Raw genomic sequence first — 20665 nt, 5'->3', positions numbered from 1 at the left:
GAATCGGCGCAGTCCTTGCCGCAGAAGCGCCGCACACTGTCCAGCGGCTTTTCACAGTACCAGCACGATCCCTTCGGTGGGAGCATCTGACGCGTTCTCGGCGGCGACGGCATCGGCGGCACGACTGCGCCGCTGATGTCGGACAAATTTTCTTGAGTCGGTTCCACGATGTTCCCCTTTCGGATGCACTTCAAGCCTGTAAGCAAGATTACTGCAGCGGAAGTGTTCGGGCATGAGCGGCATCAAATCCGGCAGCAAACTCCGCCAGCCTTTCATCCGCGGCGCCACACGGCGGCAGCCATGGGCGGGTCGGGTTACGCGATAAATAATAGCAGGAATAAAACAGGTCAATCGGCGCCGATTGGTGCGCTGGCGCACGTTCTGGCGCATTCACAACAGCGCCGGCGCCGACGAAAAAATTAACAATCGGAAGCGGCTGGGCGATAGGGTTGCGGGATGCCAGCGATGGTATCCTGCGCGTTTTCGGATGACGAATGCCGCACTCAACAAGCTACAAGTTGATGTATTGACGCTGTGCGTGATCAACTCCCGCAACATTGGCGCGTGGGTGGCGCTAGTGTAAGTGCGCGCTAGTAATACCCTGCTGTACTGTTCAATTCTGTCTACATGGCGCCGCAGTTCGCCACCGGTTGCTACCTGAAGTCCCGCGCCGCGGACAGTCGCCAATGTAGGCCGGGCGAACGCCATTGCACATTGAAACATATTGCTCCCTGGAGCAAGAGGGGTGGATTTTCCTAGCCAATAGGATTGCGTGGCTCGACCGTTTGCGTGGGCCGGGATTTCAAAGCGAATCAGAAGTGTTTGACCGAAAGCTGCCAGTCAATTGCTCGTCGTGCCGACGCAATGACATCGAAAAAGGCAAATGCTTCGACCTCTGCCTCACGCTGCCCGACCGGAAAGTCTGGAGATCTACGTCCCCCCATCAACAGGACACTGATGGGTTTAGCCATATGCTTTGACAACTCGTGCCGGTAGCTGATGGCTTGGATGTAGTCATCGTGGTTCAGTGCATGCGATGGGCGCTTGAACTCTATAAGTAAACATGTGCCATTCAGGTCCTCGTTCAGCAACAAATCTGGGCGATCTGAAGCCTTGGCGCCGTCGTACTTGCGCCCTAGCGCCTCCTCCACCGTGCGCTTGAGAGTCTGATTAGAGCGGAAGAACGTGAAAGTCGTCCCCAAGATCCACAGATTGCGCTCGATCGCCTTGTGCATCTCGACCTCACGTGTCTCTGGATTCCTTGCGAGCGCTTCGAGCTCGTCAAGGAACTGCATGCGCGCTTTGGCCTGACTGACCAGCATGGCCAAGTCGGCTATACCGAACTCGTCCAGCGCCGCCGAGATGGCCACCACGTCTTTTTGAGACGCATCATGGATGTGGGACAAGACTGCGCCGTATTCGGCGTGCTCAATCGCGTCGAGCAGTACGTGAACGTACTGCTCCAGCTTGCCCGGTTCGTCGCCGTAGAAGCGCTCCAGCACGCGCCGCACCGCCTTATTCGCGAACTCGCGCCGGTGCTCGGGCATAGCAGCGAGCCGGTCATTGATAGACCGGTTGATCCGCGCTTGGGAAAGTTGGATCTCTTTGCGATATCGCTCTCTGAAAGCAGCGATCAATATGGGCTGGACTTGCTCCGTGATAGCCAACAAAAGGCTGCTGTTCTCGATCACGCTGTCCCAACCCGCTGTCACATGGTCGCGAAGGCCATCGGCTTCGATTTCGCCGTACAGCTTGGTCTTCAGCTTCTGTGGAAAGTCTTCGCGCTCATCAAGCCCAAAGAAAGAAGGCTTGCCCACAACTTTGCCATCCACACGCAACACGATGCCAGCCTGACGTTGTGCCGACCGCTCGTTGGCAATGGTAAATCTAAGCTGAATGGGGCCGACGCCGGTAACGTCCAACGTCTGGTCCGTGAAAGTGCCGGCGACGTCATCGACGCCCAGTAATTTTTTGTCGACGTAGACGGCAAAGGCTGCCGCGCGTCCGTATTCGAAGATCAAAACCTGCCGCATTCTGGCAGCGTCTGGGAACGCCAGCTCACCATGGAGCGAATGCAAGGTGATGGTGGTGCCGTGCGATTCCGGGTCGCACGGCTCGGTGTCGATCTGAATAGGCAGGTGCTCGATGTCTTCAACACCAGCGAGATCTTTCATCCGCAATGTGAACCGACTAAGCGTTCCTCGCGTACGGGTTTCTAGCGTCATCTCGCCAGCTGCCATAAGACCCGCAAACTTGCCGATGCCCTTTCGCCCCTTGACCAGCCGTTGCTTGCCCGCCGTCCTCTCGCCGCGATGGTCGCGCCGGTCCCTCGCAATAGCCAGGTAGTGCGATTCAAGCTCTGCCTGCGTCATGCCGGAGCCATCGTCTGAGATGACGATGGGCGCATCGGTCATCGGCGCTGGAAGCGAGATGTAGACGTTCTCGGCATCCGCATCCCAGGCGTTGTCGACCAGTTCTTTGAGCGCCTTTTCCGTTGACGGATACTCTTGGCTAAGCAGTCGGGCCAACCTTGAATCGACTTGAAAGCGTGCAGTCTTTGCTGCCATAGTCCTCCCCTCAGTTACTCATTGCCGGAATCCGTAGCGATAAACTTTTTCCAAAAGATAGTCACTGAAGAAGAATACGCTAGTGTTGGCCTCTAATCGATTGAGGCGTGCGAGTCCGGATCCAAAAACTCATTAGAAGTCGCGATGCCTCGTTCCTCACCGTGTACAAGATGGAGTACTGCACAGTTATCCGCAACCGGCCCCACTGGGCCGTAAAAATCTGTTTCCGCCAGAGCGCGCAGGACCAACAACTTGTCAGCGTCATTCCCGTGAAGCGCATGGCATTTGCCAGCGAGCCACTGTATGTAGCGTTCCTCTTCCCGAATAAGCCCACAGGGTTAGCACAATCTCCGTTTCCTCATGTGGAGTTCGAGCACAAAATCCTCTCTAATTTCTAATATGATGAATTTTCATCCCGTTCTTTCAGCGGCACCCGAAGTAAAAATGCAATCCGTGGCATTTTCGGTAGACAAAAGCTTTTAGTAATACTGCCGGATATAGCTGTAGGCTTTTTCGAACAGCTCCTCGTCCGCGTGCAACTTGTACTTGAAGAGGGCCTTGCGCAGTGCCTTTTTCACCTCACGCTCACCAGCCTGCGTCCCCTGCCAACCGGGGAAGCGCACCAAGCGGACGATCTCATCGATGTCCACGACCACTCGCTCAACAATGATTGGCATATCAGCGGTCCTGACCTCGTTGAACAGCTCGGTCAACGCCGCCTTGCCGCGATTCTCGTCCTCTTCTTGCGGGATTTCCTTCTCCGCCTCCACGGTTTCCTTGGCAATCTCCAGCAACTGTTTAAGGAATTCCACGCTGTTGATTTGCCCGGACTCAAAGCGGTCCTTCAGTGCATCGAGCCGCTCCGACAGTTGCTTGAACTTGGAATTGCCGCCATGCCCACGGAGCCGGCGCTGGAGCTTGATCTCTATTTCCTTAGCTTTCTTCGGATCCGGATTCGAGAGCACTGCTTCTAACAAATCGGCATCTAGCACCAAGGCATCGAGGTCGTCGCGCACGGCATCGACGTGCACGTGCTGATGAATCAGTTCAATGGTTTTGGCGCCGAGCGAATGCCAGATCAATTTGCCGTGGCCGCTAGTGGGTTGTACCGACTGGTACACCTGCGACAGCCACTTGTAATCCTTCTCGAAGGGCCCCAGCACTGTGTCTGGTGACAACGCCTCCCAAATCCTGTTGAGAACGCTGTATTCCGCGGCAAAGTTATCGCGCACCTCGTTATTCGGCAAGCACTGCTGAGCGGAGATCAGCCCTTCATAGCCTTGCACGGTGCGGTCAGAGCCGGTAAAAAATACCAAGCACTTTTGCATGGCCTCAGGCAGTTTGTCCTTCAGTTCCTGAATGTTGCTGACCACCTGCTTGACGCTCTGGTCGTCAAACTCGAGCGCCGCCGCCACATCATCAAAGATGCCGAGGTAGTCAACGATCAGGCCGTGCGTCTTCTCTTCGGAGTATGTGCGGTTCACCCGGCAGATCGCCTGCAGCAGCGTGTGGTCACGCAATGGCTTGTCCAGGTACATCGCCTGTAGGATCGGTGCGTCAAAACCAGTGAGCAGTTTGGCGGTAACGATAATCAGCTTCAGCGGGTCGGCCGGGTCGCGGAAGCGGTCCAGCAACCGCTCTTCCGCGTCGCGTGAGCGGTCATACAGCACGTACTCTGGATGTTCCTTCTTATCGGTTGCCTGCACAGATATCACGATATCCGATGCCTCCGGAGGCAACAGCTTGTCCAGTTCCGCCTTGAAAAGCAGGCACGACTGACGATCAAAGGCGACGATCTGTCCCTTGAAACCGTTCGGCTCCACCTTGGTTTGGAAGTGGCTGACAATGTCCTCGCACACCTTCTGGATGCGTTCAGGCGTCTTCACTAGCACCGCCATCTTGGCAGCAGTCTTGGCGAGGTTGTCTTTATCCAGGTCCGACAGGCCACCTGTTAAATCCTTGTAGGCTGCATCAAGGGCGGTCTTGTCGATGTGCAGATCGATGAGGCGCGGTTCGAAATGGAGCTTCAGCGTGGCGCCATCGCGGATCGACTCTTCGAAGCTGTAACGGCTCATGTAACCCTTTTCGTCCTCGTCGGCACCAAAGGCATAGAAGGTGTTGCGGTCGGCTCGGTTAATTGGCGTGCCGGTCAGTCCGAACAAGAACGCATTGGGGAGGGCTTCGCGCATCTTGCGCCCCAGGTCACCTTCCTGCGTGCGATGGGCTTCGTCCACCAGCACGATGATATTGCTGCGGTTGTTTAAGCTACCCGTGACCTCGCCGAACTTGAAGATTGTCGTGATGATGATCTTTCGGGCATCCTGCGCCAGCAGTTGCTGAAGCATCTCGCGCGTGTCGGCTTTTTCCAAATTGGGGATATCTGCTCCAGTGAAGGCACTGGTGATCTGCGTATCCAGGTCGATCCGGTCCACCACGATCAGAACGGTCGGATTCTTCAACCCTGCGTGCATGCGCAACTTTTGCGCCGCAAATACCATCAATAGCGACTTGCCCGAACCTTGGAAGTGCCAGATCAGACCCTTCTTGGGGTAGCCCGCCAGCACGCGCTCGACCAGCTTGTTGGCCGCTTCGTACTGCTGGTAGCGGCAGATAACCTTGATGCGGCGGTTTTTCTTGTCCGTCGCGAACAACGTGAAACTGCCGAGGATATCCAGCACCACATTCGGCCGTAGCATGCTCTCGGCCGACAGCTTCAGTGACTTGAGCGGATGGTGCTGCGCATCGCCGTCCTCTAAATGCCACGGTCCCCAATCCTTAACGGGCAGACCGATGGAACCGTAACGGTACGCCTTGCCCTCAGTCGCCACCGAAAACACATTGCAGACGAACAGTTCGGGGACGAATCTTTCGTAGTCTTCGTGTACCTGCACCGCGCCATCTACCCAACTGATGCACTTCTTTACCGGGGTCTTGGCCTCGATCAGCACTAGCGGCATGCCGTTCACCAGCAACACCAAATCCGCGCGACGCTCGGCCTTACCAGCGCGGAAGATGAACTGCTGGGTGACTATGTACTGGTTCTGCGTCAAGTCGTCGAAGTCGATCAGCCGTACGGGCACATGCTCGTTGTTCTCGCCGAACGGCATGGAGCGCTCACCACGCATCCAAGCTGTCATTTCCTCGTTGCCGCGGATCAGGCCATCCACGCGCACGGACAGCAAGATGGCGCGCAGCTTGTGGAGCACTTCCTCGGCGAGGTCGGGCTGAGCGGTGATTTCCGGATTCAGGCGGATCAGCGCATCGCGGAGCCATGGAAAGACCAGCACTTCGTGAGGCTGACGCGGGACTTCCGAGGGTGTTGCGTAGCGCCAGCCAATGCCTTTAGGGCTGGGGCCATAGCTCGCTTGCGCTTCTTGAAAAGTATTGGCAGGGACAGCCTTAACGGAGCCGGCAAGCAGGTCGCGGACGTAGGCTTCGACAGTGTTGGATTCTGTAAATGACACGGCTATTCGCTCCCGGCTCCAATAAGTACAGCCAACTTCATTTGGCTCAACCCAAGTAGCCGAGAGTTAGTGGCTTCCCTGATCTTGCTGATTTGTTTTATCTGGTCACAGATTTCTATCTGTTTTGTCAGCGGTAATATCGGAACAACAATCCTTCCAACATCAGTCGCCGAAGCTCGCTGGCGGCCGGTCGACCCCGACATCGTGCCAGCCGCTTGGGAATGGAAAACTCGTGACGTGATCAAGTGATAGATGAACTGTTGGTCCGTTCCGTCTTTTGCGCGAAAAACAATGAACTCTGTCGAGCCACCACATTTCTTAATTGAAATGGGAACCTGCGCAATCTTCCCATTTTCAAGGCAAGGCGTAATTCGTGCCATCAGAAGGTCTCCACCCTGCGCTTTAACACCACCTCTTTGCCCTTTTTTTTCGATCTTGGATGGATCAATTAGTTGTGCCCAAGGATCGACAGCCTCCATCGGAATAAACGGATCATCTTCGGCGAGAGAAGAAACCTTTGGGTTTATCTCCGCAATCTGACTGATCGGTTCTTTAGTAAGAGATTCGTCACTCCATACGTAGTGCTGGAAAATAGCGTCTATCAGCGAAGAGCATCTTTCCACGAGGGCTATCAAATTGTCAGAGTTACTTTCAATCTCCCGCAACAACCCTACAATGCGAAGCTGATCATCAATTGGAGGCAATGCAAACTCCTGCACTGCCATCGTTTTCCAGTTAATCGTAGGCGACAGCGAACCCACGGAAATTTCCACGGCGCGGTTCATGAAGATATCGCTCTGCATGAAGAACGGGAGGAATTCTGGAATCACGACATCAGGCTTCGCCCGTAGCACCATTGCATGTGCCGAGCAGATGCCATCGAACTCGGCGATACCGAGCTTCCGCTGATAGGCTCGGCGTCGCCCAAAAATGATGTCGCCCGTCTTGAACATCAGCTTCGTCGCTTCGACATCGCTGGGTGTCCCCCAACGGCGAATCTTCAGCGAATTGGCATCCAGATGTTCAAGGCCAACGTAATGCTTCATGCCGGATTCGGACGGGTTGTCGATGCGCGCATTGACATTAGTCGCCATTTGATCAAAGCGCCACACCTTCCACCCTGGCTTCAGCTTGTTGTTATGAGACACGCTCGTTGCCCTCCTTAATCAATCCATCCAGCGTTTCCACTAGCGCGTCCATCTGCTGCCAGAAGGCGCGGCCGTCGTTCTGCCACAGCTCCCAGGAAGAGTGCAGCGATACCGCTTCGCCATTCCTGTCAGTAGCGGGCGCAGTGACAATGCGCTTCACGTACAGCGGAATCGACAGGTTGGCCGCATTCCCGCTGATCTCGGGAAGGGTGGCGACCTTGGCGAAACCGGGCACATCCTCAAAGGTCTTGTAGGCGGTCAGGATGCGCTGCTGGTGTTTGCGTTTGAGCAAGCTCTGCGCGCGCTCCCGGGTCACCTCATTCACCCCGTCGATAAAGATCACCTTGCCCTTGCGTGCAGCCGGCTTCTTGCGGTTACAGATTACGATGCACGACTCCATCGGGGAGTTGTAGAACAAATTCGGCCCGAGACCGATGACCGCCTCCACCCAGTCCTGCTCAATCATCTTGGCGCGCATTGTCTGCTCTTCATTGCGGAACAGGACACCGTGGGGCCAGAGGGCGGCACTCCTTCCCTTGGCCGTGAGGCTTGCCAGGATGTGCTGTTGGAACGCATAGTCAGCCCGGCCCTGCGGGGGGTGCCCAGTAAATTGCGGCCCCATTTGTCACTGCTCCACGCAACACGATCCCACTGCTTGATGGAGTAAGGCGGGTTGGCCAGGATAACGTCGAACTGACGCAGGCGGTCACCCGCAATGTGCTTGGGGTCGGCCAAGGTGTCGCCCCGGATGATTTCAAAGTCTTCGACGCCGTGCAGGAACAAGTTCATGCGGGCGATGGATGACGTAATGAGGTTGCGCTCCTGCCCGTAGAGCTTGAGCGTGCGATACTCGCCCCCGGAGCGTTTTACTTCGTCTAGCGCCGAAATCAGCATGCCGCCGGTGCCGCAGGTAGGATCGTAAATCGACTCGCCGGCTTGGGGAGCCAGCAATTGCGTCATTAGGTGGACGACGGTACGGTTAGTGTAGAACTCGGCCGCCGTATGCCCCGAATCGTCCGCAAACTTCTTGATCAGATACTCGTAAGCGTTGCCGAGCTCGTCCTCAGGCACGTTCGCCACGGACAGCGTCTGCGTCGAGAAGTGCTCGATGAGGTTCTTCAACGTTTCGTCGGGCAAGCGCTCACGGTTTGTCCAAGGTGCATCGCCGAAGATAGCGTCGAGCAGATCCGGGTTCGCCGTTTCGATGGCGCGCATCGCCTTCTGGATGGCAGCGCCGACATTCTTGGGTGTCTGACGCACGTCGTTCCAATGCGCGCCTTCGGGGATCTGGAAGCGGTGATTCTCAGCGAACTGCGCATAAGAGAGGTCACCATTCGAGCTGGCCAGCGCCGCCCGATATTCCTCTTCCCATACGTCCGAGACGCGCTTGTAGAACAGCAGCGGGAAAATGAACTGCTTGTAGTCACCCGCGTCGATGAGGCCGCGCAGCAGCACGGCAGCCCCCAGAGATAGCTTTCCAGCTCTTGCTGACTAATGCGTTTGCTTGGGTGACTCATTGCAGCCATCCCCCTTCAGTCATGACCTGCTCAAGTCGCGCTTCGGCATCGCGACAACGAGTGAGCGCGTCCTTGAACGCCGCGATGGCGGCAGTCAGCGGCGGAATGTCGCCTTGCAGCGGCGGCAGCACGTAGCGCGAGATGTTCAGCGTCCAATCTTCGGCTTTGATCTCATCGAGGGTCACTACCCGGACCGCGTCCTGCACATTGGCGAAGCCGCGATACCAACCGAGGATGCTCGCCGCATGCTCGGGCTCGAGATAGTTTTGTGCGCGACCGCGGCGGAACAGGCGTGAGGCATCGGCGATCAGGACCTTCTTCTTGTGCCGTGCCGGCTTGCGCTTGCGTAGGACAAGGATACAGGCAGCAAGGCCTGTGCCGTAGAACAGGTTGGGTGCAAGCCCGATCACGGCCTCGATCAGGTCCATTTCGAGCAATGTCTGACGAATGCTGCCTTCCGTCCCCTTGCGGAACAGCGCGCCTTGAGGCAGCACGACAGCCATCCGGCCCGTCACGTCGGCCATCGATTTGACCATGTGCTGCACCCACGCGAAGTCACCGCTCGATGATGGGGCAGACCTGCAAAGTTGCGGCCAAATGGATCGTTCAGCCACTGCTCCTCGCCCCACTTTTCGAGCGAGAACGGCGGATTCGCGATCACGCAGTCGAAGGTGGCCAGCCCGTCGCCTTCGAAGAACGCCGGGTTGCGCAACGTGTCGCCGCGCACTACCTGAAAATCCTCAATCCCATGCAGGAACAAGTTCATCCGAGCGATGGCGGAGGTCGTAAGGTTCTTTTCCTGTCCGTACAACTTGCCCCATAGGCGCTTTACATCGCCGTGCATCTCCTTGACGTGCTGCACCGCGGCCAGCAACATGCCGCCGGTCCCGCAAGCCGGATCATAGATGGTCTCGGCTTCTCTCGGGTCGAGCATGTCGATCATCAGCCGCACCACACTGCGTGGGGTGTAGAACTCGCCAGCCTTCTTGTTCGTGGCGTCGGCAAACTTCTTGATCAGGTACTCGTAGGCGTCGCCGAGCAGGTCCGAATCGACGTTCTTGTTGCCGAACGGCAGCTTAGAGAAATGTTCGATCAAGTCTTTGAGCAGCTCATCCGACAGGCGGTCCTTGTTCGACCACTGCGCATCACCGAAAACACCGTAAAGGCTTTCCGGGTTGGCTTTCTCGATCTCGCGCATGGCACGCTGCAAGGCAGCACCGACGTTGATGGCCTTGCTGCGTACATCGTTCCAATGGCAGTCGTCTGGGACCTGGAAGCGGTGCGACTCTGGGAACCAGGCCAGTTGTTCATCGCCAGTGTCATCGACGATCTCCTGGTATTCCTCGTCCCACACGTCGCAGATGCGTTTAAAGAACAGCAAGGGAAAGATGTACGTCTTGAAGTCAGCCGCATCCACTGGACCGCGTAAAATGTTGGCGGATTCCCATAAGTGACTTTCTAGCTGATCCAATGTGGTTTTTTGGTCGCTTGCTTGCCTTTCTTGCCCTGAAATTTTTTGCTCCGGAACTTGCAGGCTTTCGTCCAGCAAATCTTTTTGATAGGTTCGATACATGATTCATCGCCGCGTAGAATTTCAGTATGGCATCATATATCAAATGGCCAGGCTATTCCGAGGTCGGCGACCAAAAACAGCGCATCCACTAGCTCGCAGACTAGCGTGGTTGCGCCATAGTGACGCTCGAGTGTCTAAACATTGACGTGGTCAAGGCTAGGCGCGGGCATTGCAGCACGGTAGTACTTCCTCATCGTAGTAGCCATAGGTCGGCAGTAGTAACAAATTCGTGATTCCAAGCGCAGTAGTGCGCAGAGCTGGAGCCGGCACGATATCTTCGTCATGTAGGTGAAAGCCTAGTAGACTGTTGGGGTAGACACTGTCGTGCGGCTTCATCCGGGCATTACTTGCCGACCTACTATTTTCCAATACAAAACCGGCTGAAAATCACCCCCAGCAAATCATCGGAAGAAAACGCGCCGGTAATCGTGGAAAGCTGCGTCTGCGCCAGCCGCAGCTCCTCGGCGAACAGGTCCAGCGACTGATCCGTCTGCGCGGCGTGGGCAGTGGCGTGGTCCAGGTGGCGCGCCGCGTTTTTCAGCGCGACGAGGTGGCGTTCGCGCGCCAGGTACAGCGATTCGCCCGTCTGCTGCCAGCCGGCGATGCGCAGCAGTTCAGCGCGCAGCAGGTCGATGCCTTCGTGTTGGTGCGCGGACAGGTAGATGTGCGTCGCATCCACCGACGCGTCGATCGACGGCTTGTGTCCCGACAGGTCGATCTTGTTCCAGATGCGCAGCACCGGCACGCCCGCCGGAAAGCCGGCCAGGATCGATTCGTCCGCGCGCGTGGGGCCGTGGTTCGCGTCCAGCATGTGCAGGATCACGTCCGCCTTGCCAACCTCCCCCAGGTGCGCTCGATGCCGATGCGTTCTACGACGTCGACCGCCTCGTCATGCCCGCGGATGCCGGCCGTGTCGATGATGTTCAGCGGGATGCCTTCGATCTGGATCGTTTCCGTCACCTTGTCGCGCGTGGTGCCCGCGATGGGCGTGACGATGGCGACGTCCGCCCCGGCCAGTGCATTGAGCAGCGACGACTTGCCCACATTCGGCTGCCCCACCAGCACGACATTCAACCCTTCGCGCAGCAGCGCGCCTTGCGACGCCTGGCGGAACACCGCGTCCAGCGCCTCGACGATCCCTTTCAGCTGGCCGCGCGCGTCCGATTTTTCGAGGAAGTCGATTTCCTCTTCCGGGAAGTCGAGCGTCGCCTCGACCAGCATGCGCAGATGCGTTACGCGTTCGACCAGCGCGTGGATGGTTTTCGAGAACGCGCCGGACAGCGATTGCGTCGCCGATTTCGCCGCTGCCTCCGTCGATGCGTCGATCAGGTCGGCCACCGCTTCGGCCTGGGCCAGATCGAGCTTGTCGTTCATGTACGCGCGGCGCGTGAATTCGCCCGGCTCGGCCAGGCGCACACTGAACTCCTGCCCCGCCTCCAGCACGCGCTGCAGCAGCATCTGCAGCACGACGGGGCCGCCGTGGCCCTGCAGCTCGATGACGTCCTCGCCCGTGTACGAGTGCGGGCCCTTGAAGTACAGGGCGATCCCTTCGTCGATCAAGGTGCCGTCGGCCTGCTTGAACGGGATGAACGTGGCGTGGCGGGGCTTGAGGGCGACGCCGAACAGCGCCTGCGCCAGTCCCTGCAGGTTTTTGCCGGAGGCGCGCACGACGCCGATGCCGCCGCGTCCCGGGCGGTGGCGATGGCGGCGATGGGGAGGTATCGAGGTTCATGAACGAATTTTAATGGAATAAAAAAACCCGTGCGATGCACGGGTTTGGCTGGTTGCGCCTAGGGCTGGGTTGTGCCCTGGTCAGGTGTGGAAGGAAGTGATGCCATGCATGGCATCACTCGCTACGCAGGCATGGAGCTGCGCTCCACGAAACCCCTGCTCCGCCCCCGACATGGACACGAGCTCGGCTGCACCATATTACGCGTTCGGCACCATCTTCTTCGTGATGACCCACTGCTGGGCGATCGAGAACAGGTTGTTGACGACCCAGTACAGCACGAGGCCGGACGGGAAGAACAGGAACATGACGGAGAAGATCAGCGGCATGAACAGCATCACCTTCGCCTGCGCCGGATCGGCCGGCTGCGGGTTCAGCTTCATCGTCACGAACATCGAGATCGCGTACAGCACGGGCAGGATGAAGAACGGGTCGGGACGCGTCAGGTCGGTGATCCAGCCCATCCACGGCGCGCCGCGCATTTCAACGGAGCTGTTCAGCACCCAGTACAGGGCGATAAAGATCGGCATCTGCACGAGGATCGGCAGACAGCCGCCCAGCGGGTTGATCTTCTCGGTCTTGTACAGCTCCATCATCGCCTGGTTCATCTTCTGCGGATCGCCCTTGTGGCGTTCGCGGATGGCCGTCATCTTCGGCGTGACGACCTTCATGCGCGCCATGCTGCGATAGCTCGCGGCCGACAGCGGGAAGAAAATCAGCTTGATCAGGATCGTGAAGGCGATGATCGTCCAGCCCCAGTTGCCCAGCGCGTCGTGGATCTTCTCCATGACCCAGTACATCGGCTTGGCGATAATGGTCAGCATGCCATAGTCCTTGACCAGCTCCAGGCCCGGCGACACCTTGACCAGCGCCTGCTCGTCCTGCGGGCCGGAGAACAGCTTGGCGCTGTTCGACACCGTGGCGCCCGGCGCCAGCGTGCCCAGTGGCTGCACGACCCCGATGGCGTACGTGTTCGTGTCCACCTTGCGCGTGAAGATGTCGTGCATCTGCTTCGGCTGTGGCACCAGTGCGGAGACGAAGAAGTGCTGCGAGATCGCGACCCAGCCGTTGTCCGCCTTGGTCGGGTGGCCCGGCAGCGCATTCGGGTTTTCACGCTTGGCCGCGTCTTCCTTCTCGACCTTGTCGAAGGTGAGCTTCTGGTACTTGTCGGCGTCCGTGTACAAGGTCGGTCCCGTGTAGCTCGAGTTGAACCAGGACGAACCTTCCGGCGTGTTGCCGTCGTGGACCAGCTGCATGTACAGCTCCGGTTTCACAGGCGCGGCACCGATGTTGGTCACGTCGTGGCGCATGTCGATGACGTAATCGCCGCGGCGGAACGTGAACGTCTTGGTCAGCCTGACGCCATTCTGCTCCGCATCCAGCACCACTTGCACCTGGCCGGACGCATCCAGCGTGCGCGGACCCGGACGAACGGTGAAGCCGGAATTGTGGTTCGGCAGGCCGGCGGCGCCGACGAGACCCGACTGCGCCAGGTACACGCGGCCGTTGCCGCCTTGCTGGAACAGCAGCTGGTTGCGGGTCTGGTCGATGCCGTCCTTGAACTTCAGCAGCTCCAGGCGCTTGATCTGGCCACCCAGGGTGTCGATGTCGACCTTGAAGACGTCCGTCGTGATCGTGACGACCTCGCTCTTGAACGGTGCGGCGGTACCCGGCACGGCGGCGGCGCCGGCCACGGTGGCCGTACCGGTCGGCGCCGGCAGGCCGTTATTGGCGTTGGCCGGCTTGGCGCCGGTGGTCGCGGTCTTCGCCGGCGAGAACATCGAGGGCTGGCCGGACGAGATCATCCACTCGTTCCACAGGGCGACCAGCGAAACAGCGAAGACGATCCACAGGATTGTGCGTTTGTTGATATCCATTGGGTCAAATCAGGAGTGGTTGCAACCGCAAGCGGTTGTTGAAGACTGCCGCGGCGGGACGGGATCGAACCCGCCCGGATGCCACGGGTGGCAGCGGCAGATGCGGCGTGCGGCAAGCCAGCTGCCCCGGCCCGCGCCATGAACGCGCAGCGCCTCGATCGCATAATTGGAGCAGCTGGGATAGAAGCGGCAGCGTGGTCCCAGCAGCGGACTGAGGGTGACCTGGTAAGCCCGCAGCAGCCATGACAGCAGGGTTTTCATTGGCGTCCCCTGGCATGCACGGCGGCCTGCGCGGCGAACAGGCGTGTCAGTTCGACCCGCAGCTCCGCTTTCAGCTTTGCCGTCGTTGCCGGGCCGGCCTTGGTGTTGACCGCCTTCGACAAGCGTACGACGCAATCGATGGACGGCAGGCCGGTCACGCGAAACAGCTCGCGGGTGACGCGTTTGATGGTATTGCGCGTGACGGCGCGCGGCGCAAGCCGTTTGGCAACGACGACACCCAGCCGCGCATGTGGCAGCTGATTCTGGCGGGTGTACAGCACGAAATGCGCGCTTTTCTGGGTCGGGCGCAAACGAAAAACGGATGAAAATTCATCCGTTTTAACGATGCGCCGAGCGCGCGCGAAGTCGTGGGAACCTTCGCCTGAAGAGCTGTTTGAACGACTGTTCACTCAGCAAGCAAGCTTTGGCTTATACAGCCAGACGCTTGCGGCCTTTTGCACGGCGTGCGTTCAGAACCTGACGGCCGCCACGGGTAGCCATACGAGCACGGAAACCGTGGGTGCGCTTGCGACGCACGACGGAAGGTTGGTAAGTACGTTTCATGTTGGTCTCGCTAAAGAAGCAAAAAAATGCAAAATCGGGCCTGTCGCACAGCGCTGAAAACCAGCATGTACGTCAGCAATCCCTTCAGTTATTGGTGCCAATGACATTTCGCGCACTTATGCCCACACGTCCGGCACAAGCTGGCCAATCTCATCGCCCGCTTCATCCGCGCTGATCGTAATGTGAAAAATAGTGAACAATCACGGAGTACGGGCGGGGAACCCTGAATTATCAGCATTTGGAAGGTGCTTGTCAACAGCCAACGGACGCTTGTCCCCCGCTGTCGGCACGCAGTTTACGCAAAATTTGGAACAACCCTGTGGATAACTTGTTGGGTTCGGAGTTAGAATAGCGTGTTACGTGTGGCGCGCAGGAGGTTTCGCGAAACCGTTGCAAGCGTGGCACATGTTGCCGGGAAGCGCAGGCTGGGCTCAGCAGTAAGGCCCGGCGGCGCCGGAACGGCAACGGCACACGCGGCAGTTTTCGGGCGGTTGACGCCCCTGCCGCGTGCGCCAGCCATTGTCGCGGCCGCTTTGCGGCGGCGCGGCATGACGCGCAGCAGGTTGATCGGGGCCGGTGCCCTCCCTTTGCTTTTAGATAGACGATTCATGGAAAATTTCTGGCAGACCTGTTCCGCCCAACTGGAACTGGAGCTGACGCCGCAACAATTCAGCGCGTGGATTAAACCGCTTGTGCCGCTCGATTACGAGAACGGCAAGCTGCGCATTGCTGCGCCCAATCGCTTCAAGCTCGACTGGGTGAAGACCCAGTTCGCCAGTCGCATCACCGCCCTTGCATCGCAATACTGGGAGGCGCCGACGGAGGTGCAGTTCGTCCTCGATCCGCGCACCAACCCGGGCCGCAAAGTCTCGCCGCCCACCGTCAACGGCGGCATCGGCGGCGGCACCGGCAACAGTGCCGCCAACGGCGCCGCGCCGGCAGCCGCGCAGGATGTGCGCTCCGGCGATATCCGCATGGGCGACATGCCGCCGGCGCCACCGAGCCCGGCCAACGACTTCGCCAACGCGCGCGGCCGCGAGCAAAGCCGCATCAACACGGACCTGACGTTCGACAGCTTCGTGACCGGTAAGGCCAACCAGCTGGCGCGCGCCGCCGCGATCCAGGTGGCGAACAATCCGGGCGTGTCGTACAACCCGCTGTTCTTCTACGGCGGCGTGGGCCTCGGCAAGACCCACTTGATCCATGCGATCGGCAACCAGGTGATGGCGGATCAACCGGGCGCGCGCATCCGCTACATCCACGCCGAGCAGTATGTGCGCGACGTGGTGACGGCGTACCAGCGCAAGGGCTTCGACGACTTCAAGCACTACTACCATTCGCTCGACATGCTGCTGATCGACGATATTCAGTTCTTCGGCGGGAAGAGCCGCACGCAGGAAGAGTTCTTCTATGCGTTCGAGGCGCTGATCGCGGCGAAGAAGCAGATCATCATCACGTCGGACACGTATCCGAAAGAGATCACGGGCATGGACGACCGCCTGATCTCGCGCTTCGACTCAGGCCTGACGGTGGCGATCGAGCCGCCGGAGCTGGAAATGCGCGTGGCGATCCTGCTTAAAAAAGCGAAGTCGGAAGGCGTGACCTTGTCCGACGACGTGGCGTTCTTCGTGGCCAAGCACCTGCGCTCGAACGTGCGCGAACTGGAAGGGGCGCTGCGCAAGATCCTCGCGTACTCGCGCTTCCACGGCAAGGACATCTCGATCGACATCGTCAAGGAAGCGCTGAAGGATCTGCTGTCGGTGCAGAACCGCCAGATCAGCGTGGAGAACATCCAGAAGACGGTCGCGGACTTCTTCAACATCAAGGTCGCGGACATGTATTCGAAGCGCCGGCCGGCGAACATCGCGCGGCCGCGCCAGATCGCGATGTACCTGGCCAAGGAGCTGACGCAAAAGAGCCTGCCGGAGATCGGCGAGCTCTTTGGCGGGCGCGATCACACCACCGTGCTGCACGCGGTAAGGAAGATCGCGCAGGACCGCACCAAGAACCCGGAGTGCAACCATGAACTGCACGTGCTGGAGCAGACTCTCAAGGGATGACCGGACGGGGTCAGACCCGCCGGGACCAGGCGTCCCCGTCTGACCCCAGCCATCCTGGAGCGCCGCCTCGGCCTTTGCAACTGCGCCCCCAGCAATTAGCATTACAACTCAGTCTAGCCATTAATTTTTATCGAGGATATCTATGCAACTGGTCAAAACCACCCGAGATACGCTGCTCCGGCCACTGCAGATCGTGAGCGGTATTGTCGAGCGTCGGCACACTATGCCGATTCTGGCCAATATCCTCATCCGCAAGGAAGGCGAAGCCGTCTCGTTCCTGTCCACCGATACGGAAGTGCAGATCACGACCAATGCGAACATCGGCGCGAACGAGGAAGTCGCGGGTACCACCGTCGCGGCGCGCAAGCTGCTCGACATCCTGCGCGCGCTGCCCGAATCGGGCGACGTGACGATGACGCTCCTGAACAAGCGCCTGACGGTACAAAGCGGCAAATCGCGCTTTGCGCTGCAGACGCTGGCCGCCGAGGAATTCCCGACCGTGCAGGAGGCGGAAGCCTTCAACGCGTCGTTCACGCTGCCGCAAAAGACGCTGAAGCACCTGTTCAACATGGTCCACTTCTCGATGGCCCAGCAGGACATCCGCTACTACCTCAATGGTCTGCTGCTGGTGCTGGACGGCGAGAACGTCATCGCCGTGGCCACCGACGGCCACCGCCTCGCCTTCTGCCAGGTCAAAACCGAGCAGGCATTCGAGCGCCAGGAAGTCATCATCCCGCGCAAGACGATCATCGAGCTGCAGCGCCTCCTGGAAGAGAACGACGAGCCGGTCCAGCTGGACATCGCCGCCAACCAGGTCAAGCTGGGCTTCACGGACATCGAACTGATCTCGAAGCTGGTCGAGGGCAAATTCCCCGACTACACGCGCGTGATCCCGAAGGGCTACAAGAACGACTTCACGATCAGCCGCGACGAGCTGCTGCGCTCCCTGCAGCGCGCCGCCATCATGACGAGCGATAAGTTCAAGGGCGTGCGCTGCATCATCAGCCCCGGCTCGCTGAAGATCTCGTCGACCAACGCGGACCAGGAAGAAGCGGTCGAGGAACTGGAAATCGACTACGGCGGCGACAACATCGACATCGGCTTCAACGTCACGTACCTGCTGGACGTGCTGAACAACCTGAAGTGCGATCAGGTCAACGTCTCGCTGGGCGACTCCAATTCGTCGGCGCTGATCTCGATCCCGGAAAACCCCGACTTCAAATACGTCGTGATGCCGATGCGGATCTGATCCGCCAGCGGGTTGGCCAGCCATACGCAGTTCACGATTCAAACAGACAAGTTAATTGAGAAAGTAGTCCATGTCCGAAAGCCAGAACGCACCACAAATCCCGGCAAAACAGGAAGAGTACGGCGCATCGTCGATCCAGATCCTCGAGGGTCTGGAGGCAGTCCGCAAGCGCCCCGGCATGTACATCGGTGATACCTCGGACGGCACCGGTCTGCATCACCTCGTGTTCGAGGTGCTGGACAACTCGATCGACGAATCGCTGGCCGGGCACTGCACCGAAATCCACGTCACGATCCACTCCGATAACTCGATCTCGATCACCGACAACGGGCGCGGCATCCCCGTCGGCCTCAAAATGGACGACAAGCACGAGCCGAAGCGCTCGGCGGCCGAGATCGTGCTGACGGAACTGCACGCCGGCGGCAAGTTCGACCAGAACTCGTACAAGGTGTCCGGCGGCCTGCACGGCGTGGGCGTCTCGTGCGTGAACGCGCTGTCGAAACTGCTGCGCGTGACGATCCGCCGCGACGGCAAGGTGCACCAGATGGAATTCGTGCGCGGCGTGCCGCAGGACCGCCAGCTCGAAACGCGCGACGGCGTGCTGGTCTCGCCCATCAAGGTCATCGGCGACACCGACAAGCGCGGCACCGACGTGCACTTCTGGGCCGACGAGGAAATCTTCACGCACGTGGAGTTCCACTACGAGATCCTGGCCAAGCGTATTCGCGAACTCTCGTTCCTGAATAACGGCGTCAACATCAAGCTGTCCGACCAGCGCAACGGCAAGGAAGAAGTCTTCGCCTTCGAAGGCGGCACGCGCGGCTTCGTCGAATACATCAACAAGGCCAAGAACGTGCTGCACCCGACGGTCTTTCAGGCCACCGGCGAGCGCCAGTCCGACCAGAACACGACCATCTCCGTGGACGTGTCGATGCAATGGAACGACGCGTTCAACGAGCAGGTGCTGTGCTTCACCAATAACATCCCGCAGCGCGACGGCGGCACCCACCTGACCGGCCTGCGCGCCGCGATGACCCGCGTGATCAACAAGTATATCGACGAGAACGACTTCGCGAAAAAGGCGAAAGTCGAAATCGCCGGCGACGACATGCGCGAAGGTCTCACGTGCGTGCTGTCCGTCAAAGTGCCGGAGCCGAAGTTCTCGTCGCAGACGAAAGACAAGCTGGTGTCGTCCGAAGTGCGCGGCCCGGTGGAAGAAATCGTGGCGAAGACGCTGACGGACTTCCTGATGGAGAAGCCGAACGATGCGAAAATCATCTGCGGCAAGATCGTCGAAGCGGCACGCGCCCGCGAAGCGGCCCGGAAGGCCCGCGACCTGACACGCCGCAAGGGCGTCATGGACGGCCTTGGCCTGTCGGCCAAGCTGGCCGACTGCCAGGAAAAGGACCCGGCGCTGTCCGAACTGTATATCGTCGAGGGTGACTCCGCAGGCGGCTCGGCCAAGCAAGGCCGCGACCGCAAGTTCCAGGCGATCCTGCCGCTGCGCGGCAAGGTGCTGAACGTGGAAAAGGCGCGCTTCGAGAAGATGCTGTCGTCCGAGCAGATCACGACCCTGATCGCCACACTCGGCACGTCGATCGGACCGGACGAATTCAACGCCGACAAGCTGCGCTACCACCGCATCATCATCATGACCGACGCGGACGTCGACGGCGCCCACATCCGCACGCTGCTGCTGACGCTGTTCTACCGCCAGATGCCGCAGCTGGTCGAGCGTGGGCACATCTACATCGCCCAGCCGCCGCTGTACAAGGTCAAGGCCGGCCGCGACGAGCGCTACCTGAAGGACGACCTGGAAGAAGCGACGTACATGATGACGGTGGCGCTGAACACGGCCGTGCTGACGCCGCGCGAAGGCGCCGACCCGATCACGGGCGAGCCGCTGGGCGAACTGGCGCGCCAGTACAACCTGGCCAACGCCGTCATGATGCGCCTGACGCGCGTGATCGACCGCGCCGCGCTGACAGCCATCATGACGGGCGTGAAGCTGGACCTGTCCACCGTCGACGCGGCCCGCGCCTCGGCGCAGGCCCTGGCCGACAACGTCAACGACGGCAGCGTGACGGTCTCCGTGCGCTCCGACGAGATGTCGGAAAAGCACATGCTGTGGATCGAGCGTATGCACCACGGTAACGTCAAGGTCAGTACGATCGACGCCGACTTCGTGGGCGGCTCCGACTACGCCGTGCTTGCTAAGGCGGCCGAGACGTTCACGGGCCTGATCGGCGAAGGCGCCCTGATCCGCCGCGGCGAAGGCGAGCGCACGAAGGAATCGGCCGTCGTCGACTTCCACCACGCCATGCAATGGCTGCGCGACGAAGCCGAACGCACGGTCTCGAAGCAGCGCTACAAAGGTCTGGGCGAGATGAACCCCGACCAGCTGTGGGAAACGACGATGGACCCGACGGTGCGCCGCCTGCTGAAAGTGCAGATCGAAGACGCGATCGCCGCGGACCAGATCTTCACGACCTTGATGGGCGACGATGTCGAGCCGCGCCGGAACTTTATCGAGTCGAATGCGCTGCGGGCGGGGAATATTGACGTTTAAGCTGCCGATTCGTGCCTGACGAGAAAGCCAACCTGCGCGGTTGGCTTTTTTTTGTTCACACTGTTAGCGTTTTTATGGTGCGTGAAC

15 protein-coding genes and 1 pseudogene are annotated in these 20665 nt (G+C 59.4%); 3 read left to right on the top strand and 13 right to left on the bottom strand.

The genetic code is table 11. From position 1 onward, the window contains the following. Positions 1-51 precede the first annotated feature (51 nt). The 13 genes and pseudogenes from E1742_RS26240 to rpmH all read right to left on the bottom strand — a co-directional run bounded on the left by E1742_RS26240 (position 52) and on the right by rpmH (position 14700). The gene (locus E1742_RS26240; protein ID WP_166793516.1) at positions 52-390 is read right to left on the bottom strand and encodes a hypothetical protein; all 339 of its coding nucleotides are present in this window, start codon (positions 388-390) and stop codon (positions 52-54) included. Between the two features lie 422 nt (positions 391-812). Further along, on the bottom strand, positions 813-2567 hold the full coding sequence (locus E1742_RS17560; protein ID WP_134386258.1) for an ATP-binding protein: 1755 nt from the start codon (positions 2565-2567) through the stop codon (positions 813-815). Between the two features lie 479 nt (positions 2568-3046). Further along, the gene (locus E1742_RS17555; RefSeq protein ID WP_134386257.1) at positions 3047-6031 is read right to left on the bottom strand and encodes a type I restriction endonuclease subunit R; all 2985 of its coding nucleotides are present in this window, start codon (positions 6029-6031) and stop codon (positions 3047-3049) included. Between the two features lie 2 nt (positions 6032-6033). Then, the gene (locus tag E1742_RS26235) at positions 6034-7179 is read right to left on the bottom strand and encodes a restriction endonuclease subunit S (protein WP_166793515.1); all 1146 of its coding nucleotides are present in this window, start codon (positions 7177-7179) and stop codon (positions 6034-6036) included. Then, positions 7169-7735: an N-6 DNA methylase gene (locus E1742_RS27090; protein ID WP_259772453.1), complete on the bottom strand. Its 567-nt coding sequence runs from the start codon at positions 7733-7735 to the stop codon at positions 7169-7171. Before E1742_RS27090 ends, E1742_RS26235 begins: the two co-directional genes overlap by 11 nt. Next, a complete protein-coding gene (locus tag E1742_RS17545) occupies positions 7642-8634 on the bottom strand; it encodes a type I restriction-modification system subunit M (RefSeq protein ID WP_259772409.1) in 993 nt (330 codons plus the stop codon). The genes E1742_RS27090 and E1742_RS17545 overlap by 94 nt, the downstream gene beginning before the upstream one ends. 58 nt (positions 8635-8692) lie before the next feature. Continuing rightward, positions 8693-9232 (bottom strand): N-6 DNA methylase, encoded by a 540-nt coding sequence (locus tag E1742_RS27085; protein WP_259772408.1) that lies wholly within the window; start codon positions 9230-9232, stop codon positions 8693-8695. Then, entirely contained in the window at positions 9208-10269 is a 1062-nt protein-coding gene (locus E1742_RS17540) for a class I SAM-dependent DNA methyltransferase (RefSeq protein ID WP_259772407.1), read from the bottom strand. Before E1742_RS17540 ends, E1742_RS27085 begins: the two co-directional genes overlap by 25 nt. 358 nt (positions 10270-10627) lie before the next feature. After that, positions 10628-12001: pseudogene (gene mnmE, locus E1742_RS17535) on the bottom strand (tRNA uridine-5-carboxymethylaminomethyl(34) synthesis GTPase MnmE). A gap of 197 nt (positions 12002-12198) precedes the next feature. Further along, positions 12199-13875, bottom strand: a complete 1677-nt coding sequence (yidC, locus tag E1742_RS17530) for a membrane protein insertase YidC (protein ID WP_134386256.1) — start codon at positions 13873-13875, stop codon at positions 12199-12201. A 9-nt stretch (positions 13876-13884) separates the two neighbouring features. Next, positions 13885-14136: a membrane protein insertion efficiency factor YidD gene (gene yidD / locus E1742_RS17525; RefSeq protein ID WP_134386255.1), complete on the bottom strand. Its 252-nt coding sequence runs from the start codon at positions 14134-14136 to the stop codon at positions 13885-13887. Next, positions 14133-14546 carry a ribonuclease P protein component gene (gene rnpA, locus E1742_RS17520; protein WP_134386254.1) on the bottom strand — a complete coding sequence of 138 codons (414 nt, stop codon included), beginning with the start codon at positions 14544-14546 and terminating at the stop codon, positions 14133-14135. The genes yidD and rnpA overlap by 4 nt, the downstream gene beginning before the upstream one ends. A gap of 19 nt (positions 14547-14565) precedes the next feature. Further along, positions 14566-14700, bottom strand: coding sequence for a 50S ribosomal protein L34 (gene rpmH / locus E1742_RS17515; protein WP_040378179.1), 135 nt, complete (start codon positions 14698-14700; stop codon positions 14566-14568). Positions 14701-15308: 608 nt separating this feature from the next. Here rpmH and dnaA point away from each other — a divergent pair. From dnaA to gyrB, 3 genes are all read left to right on the top strand, one after another. Further along, positions 15309-16760, top strand: a complete 1452-nt coding sequence (gene dnaA / locus E1742_RS17510) for a chromosomal replication initiator protein DnaA (protein WP_134386253.1) — start codon at positions 15309-15311, stop codon at positions 16758-16760. 142 nt (positions 16761-16902) lie between these two features. Continuing rightward, positions 16903-18009 (top strand): DNA polymerase III subunit beta, encoded by a 1107-nt coding sequence (gene dnaN / locus E1742_RS17505; RefSeq protein WP_134386252.1) that lies wholly within the window; start codon positions 16903-16905, stop codon positions 18007-18009. A gap of 70 nt (positions 18010-18079) precedes the next feature. Beyond that, on the top strand, positions 18080-20578 hold the full coding sequence (gene gyrB / locus E1742_RS17500) for a DNA topoisomerase (ATP-hydrolyzing) subunit B (RefSeq protein ID WP_134386251.1): 2499 nt from the start codon (positions 18080-18082) through the stop codon (positions 20576-20578). Positions 20579-20665 lie beyond the last annotated feature (87 nt).

The organism is Pseudoduganella plicata, from assembly GCF_004421005.1.
Lineage (GTDB): Bacteria > Pseudomonadota > Gammaproteobacteria > Burkholderiales > Burkholderiaceae_D > Rugamonas > Rugamonas plicata.
Note: the sequence above shows the minus strand (reverse complement) of the source record. Positions and strands in the feature narration are given on the sequence as shown.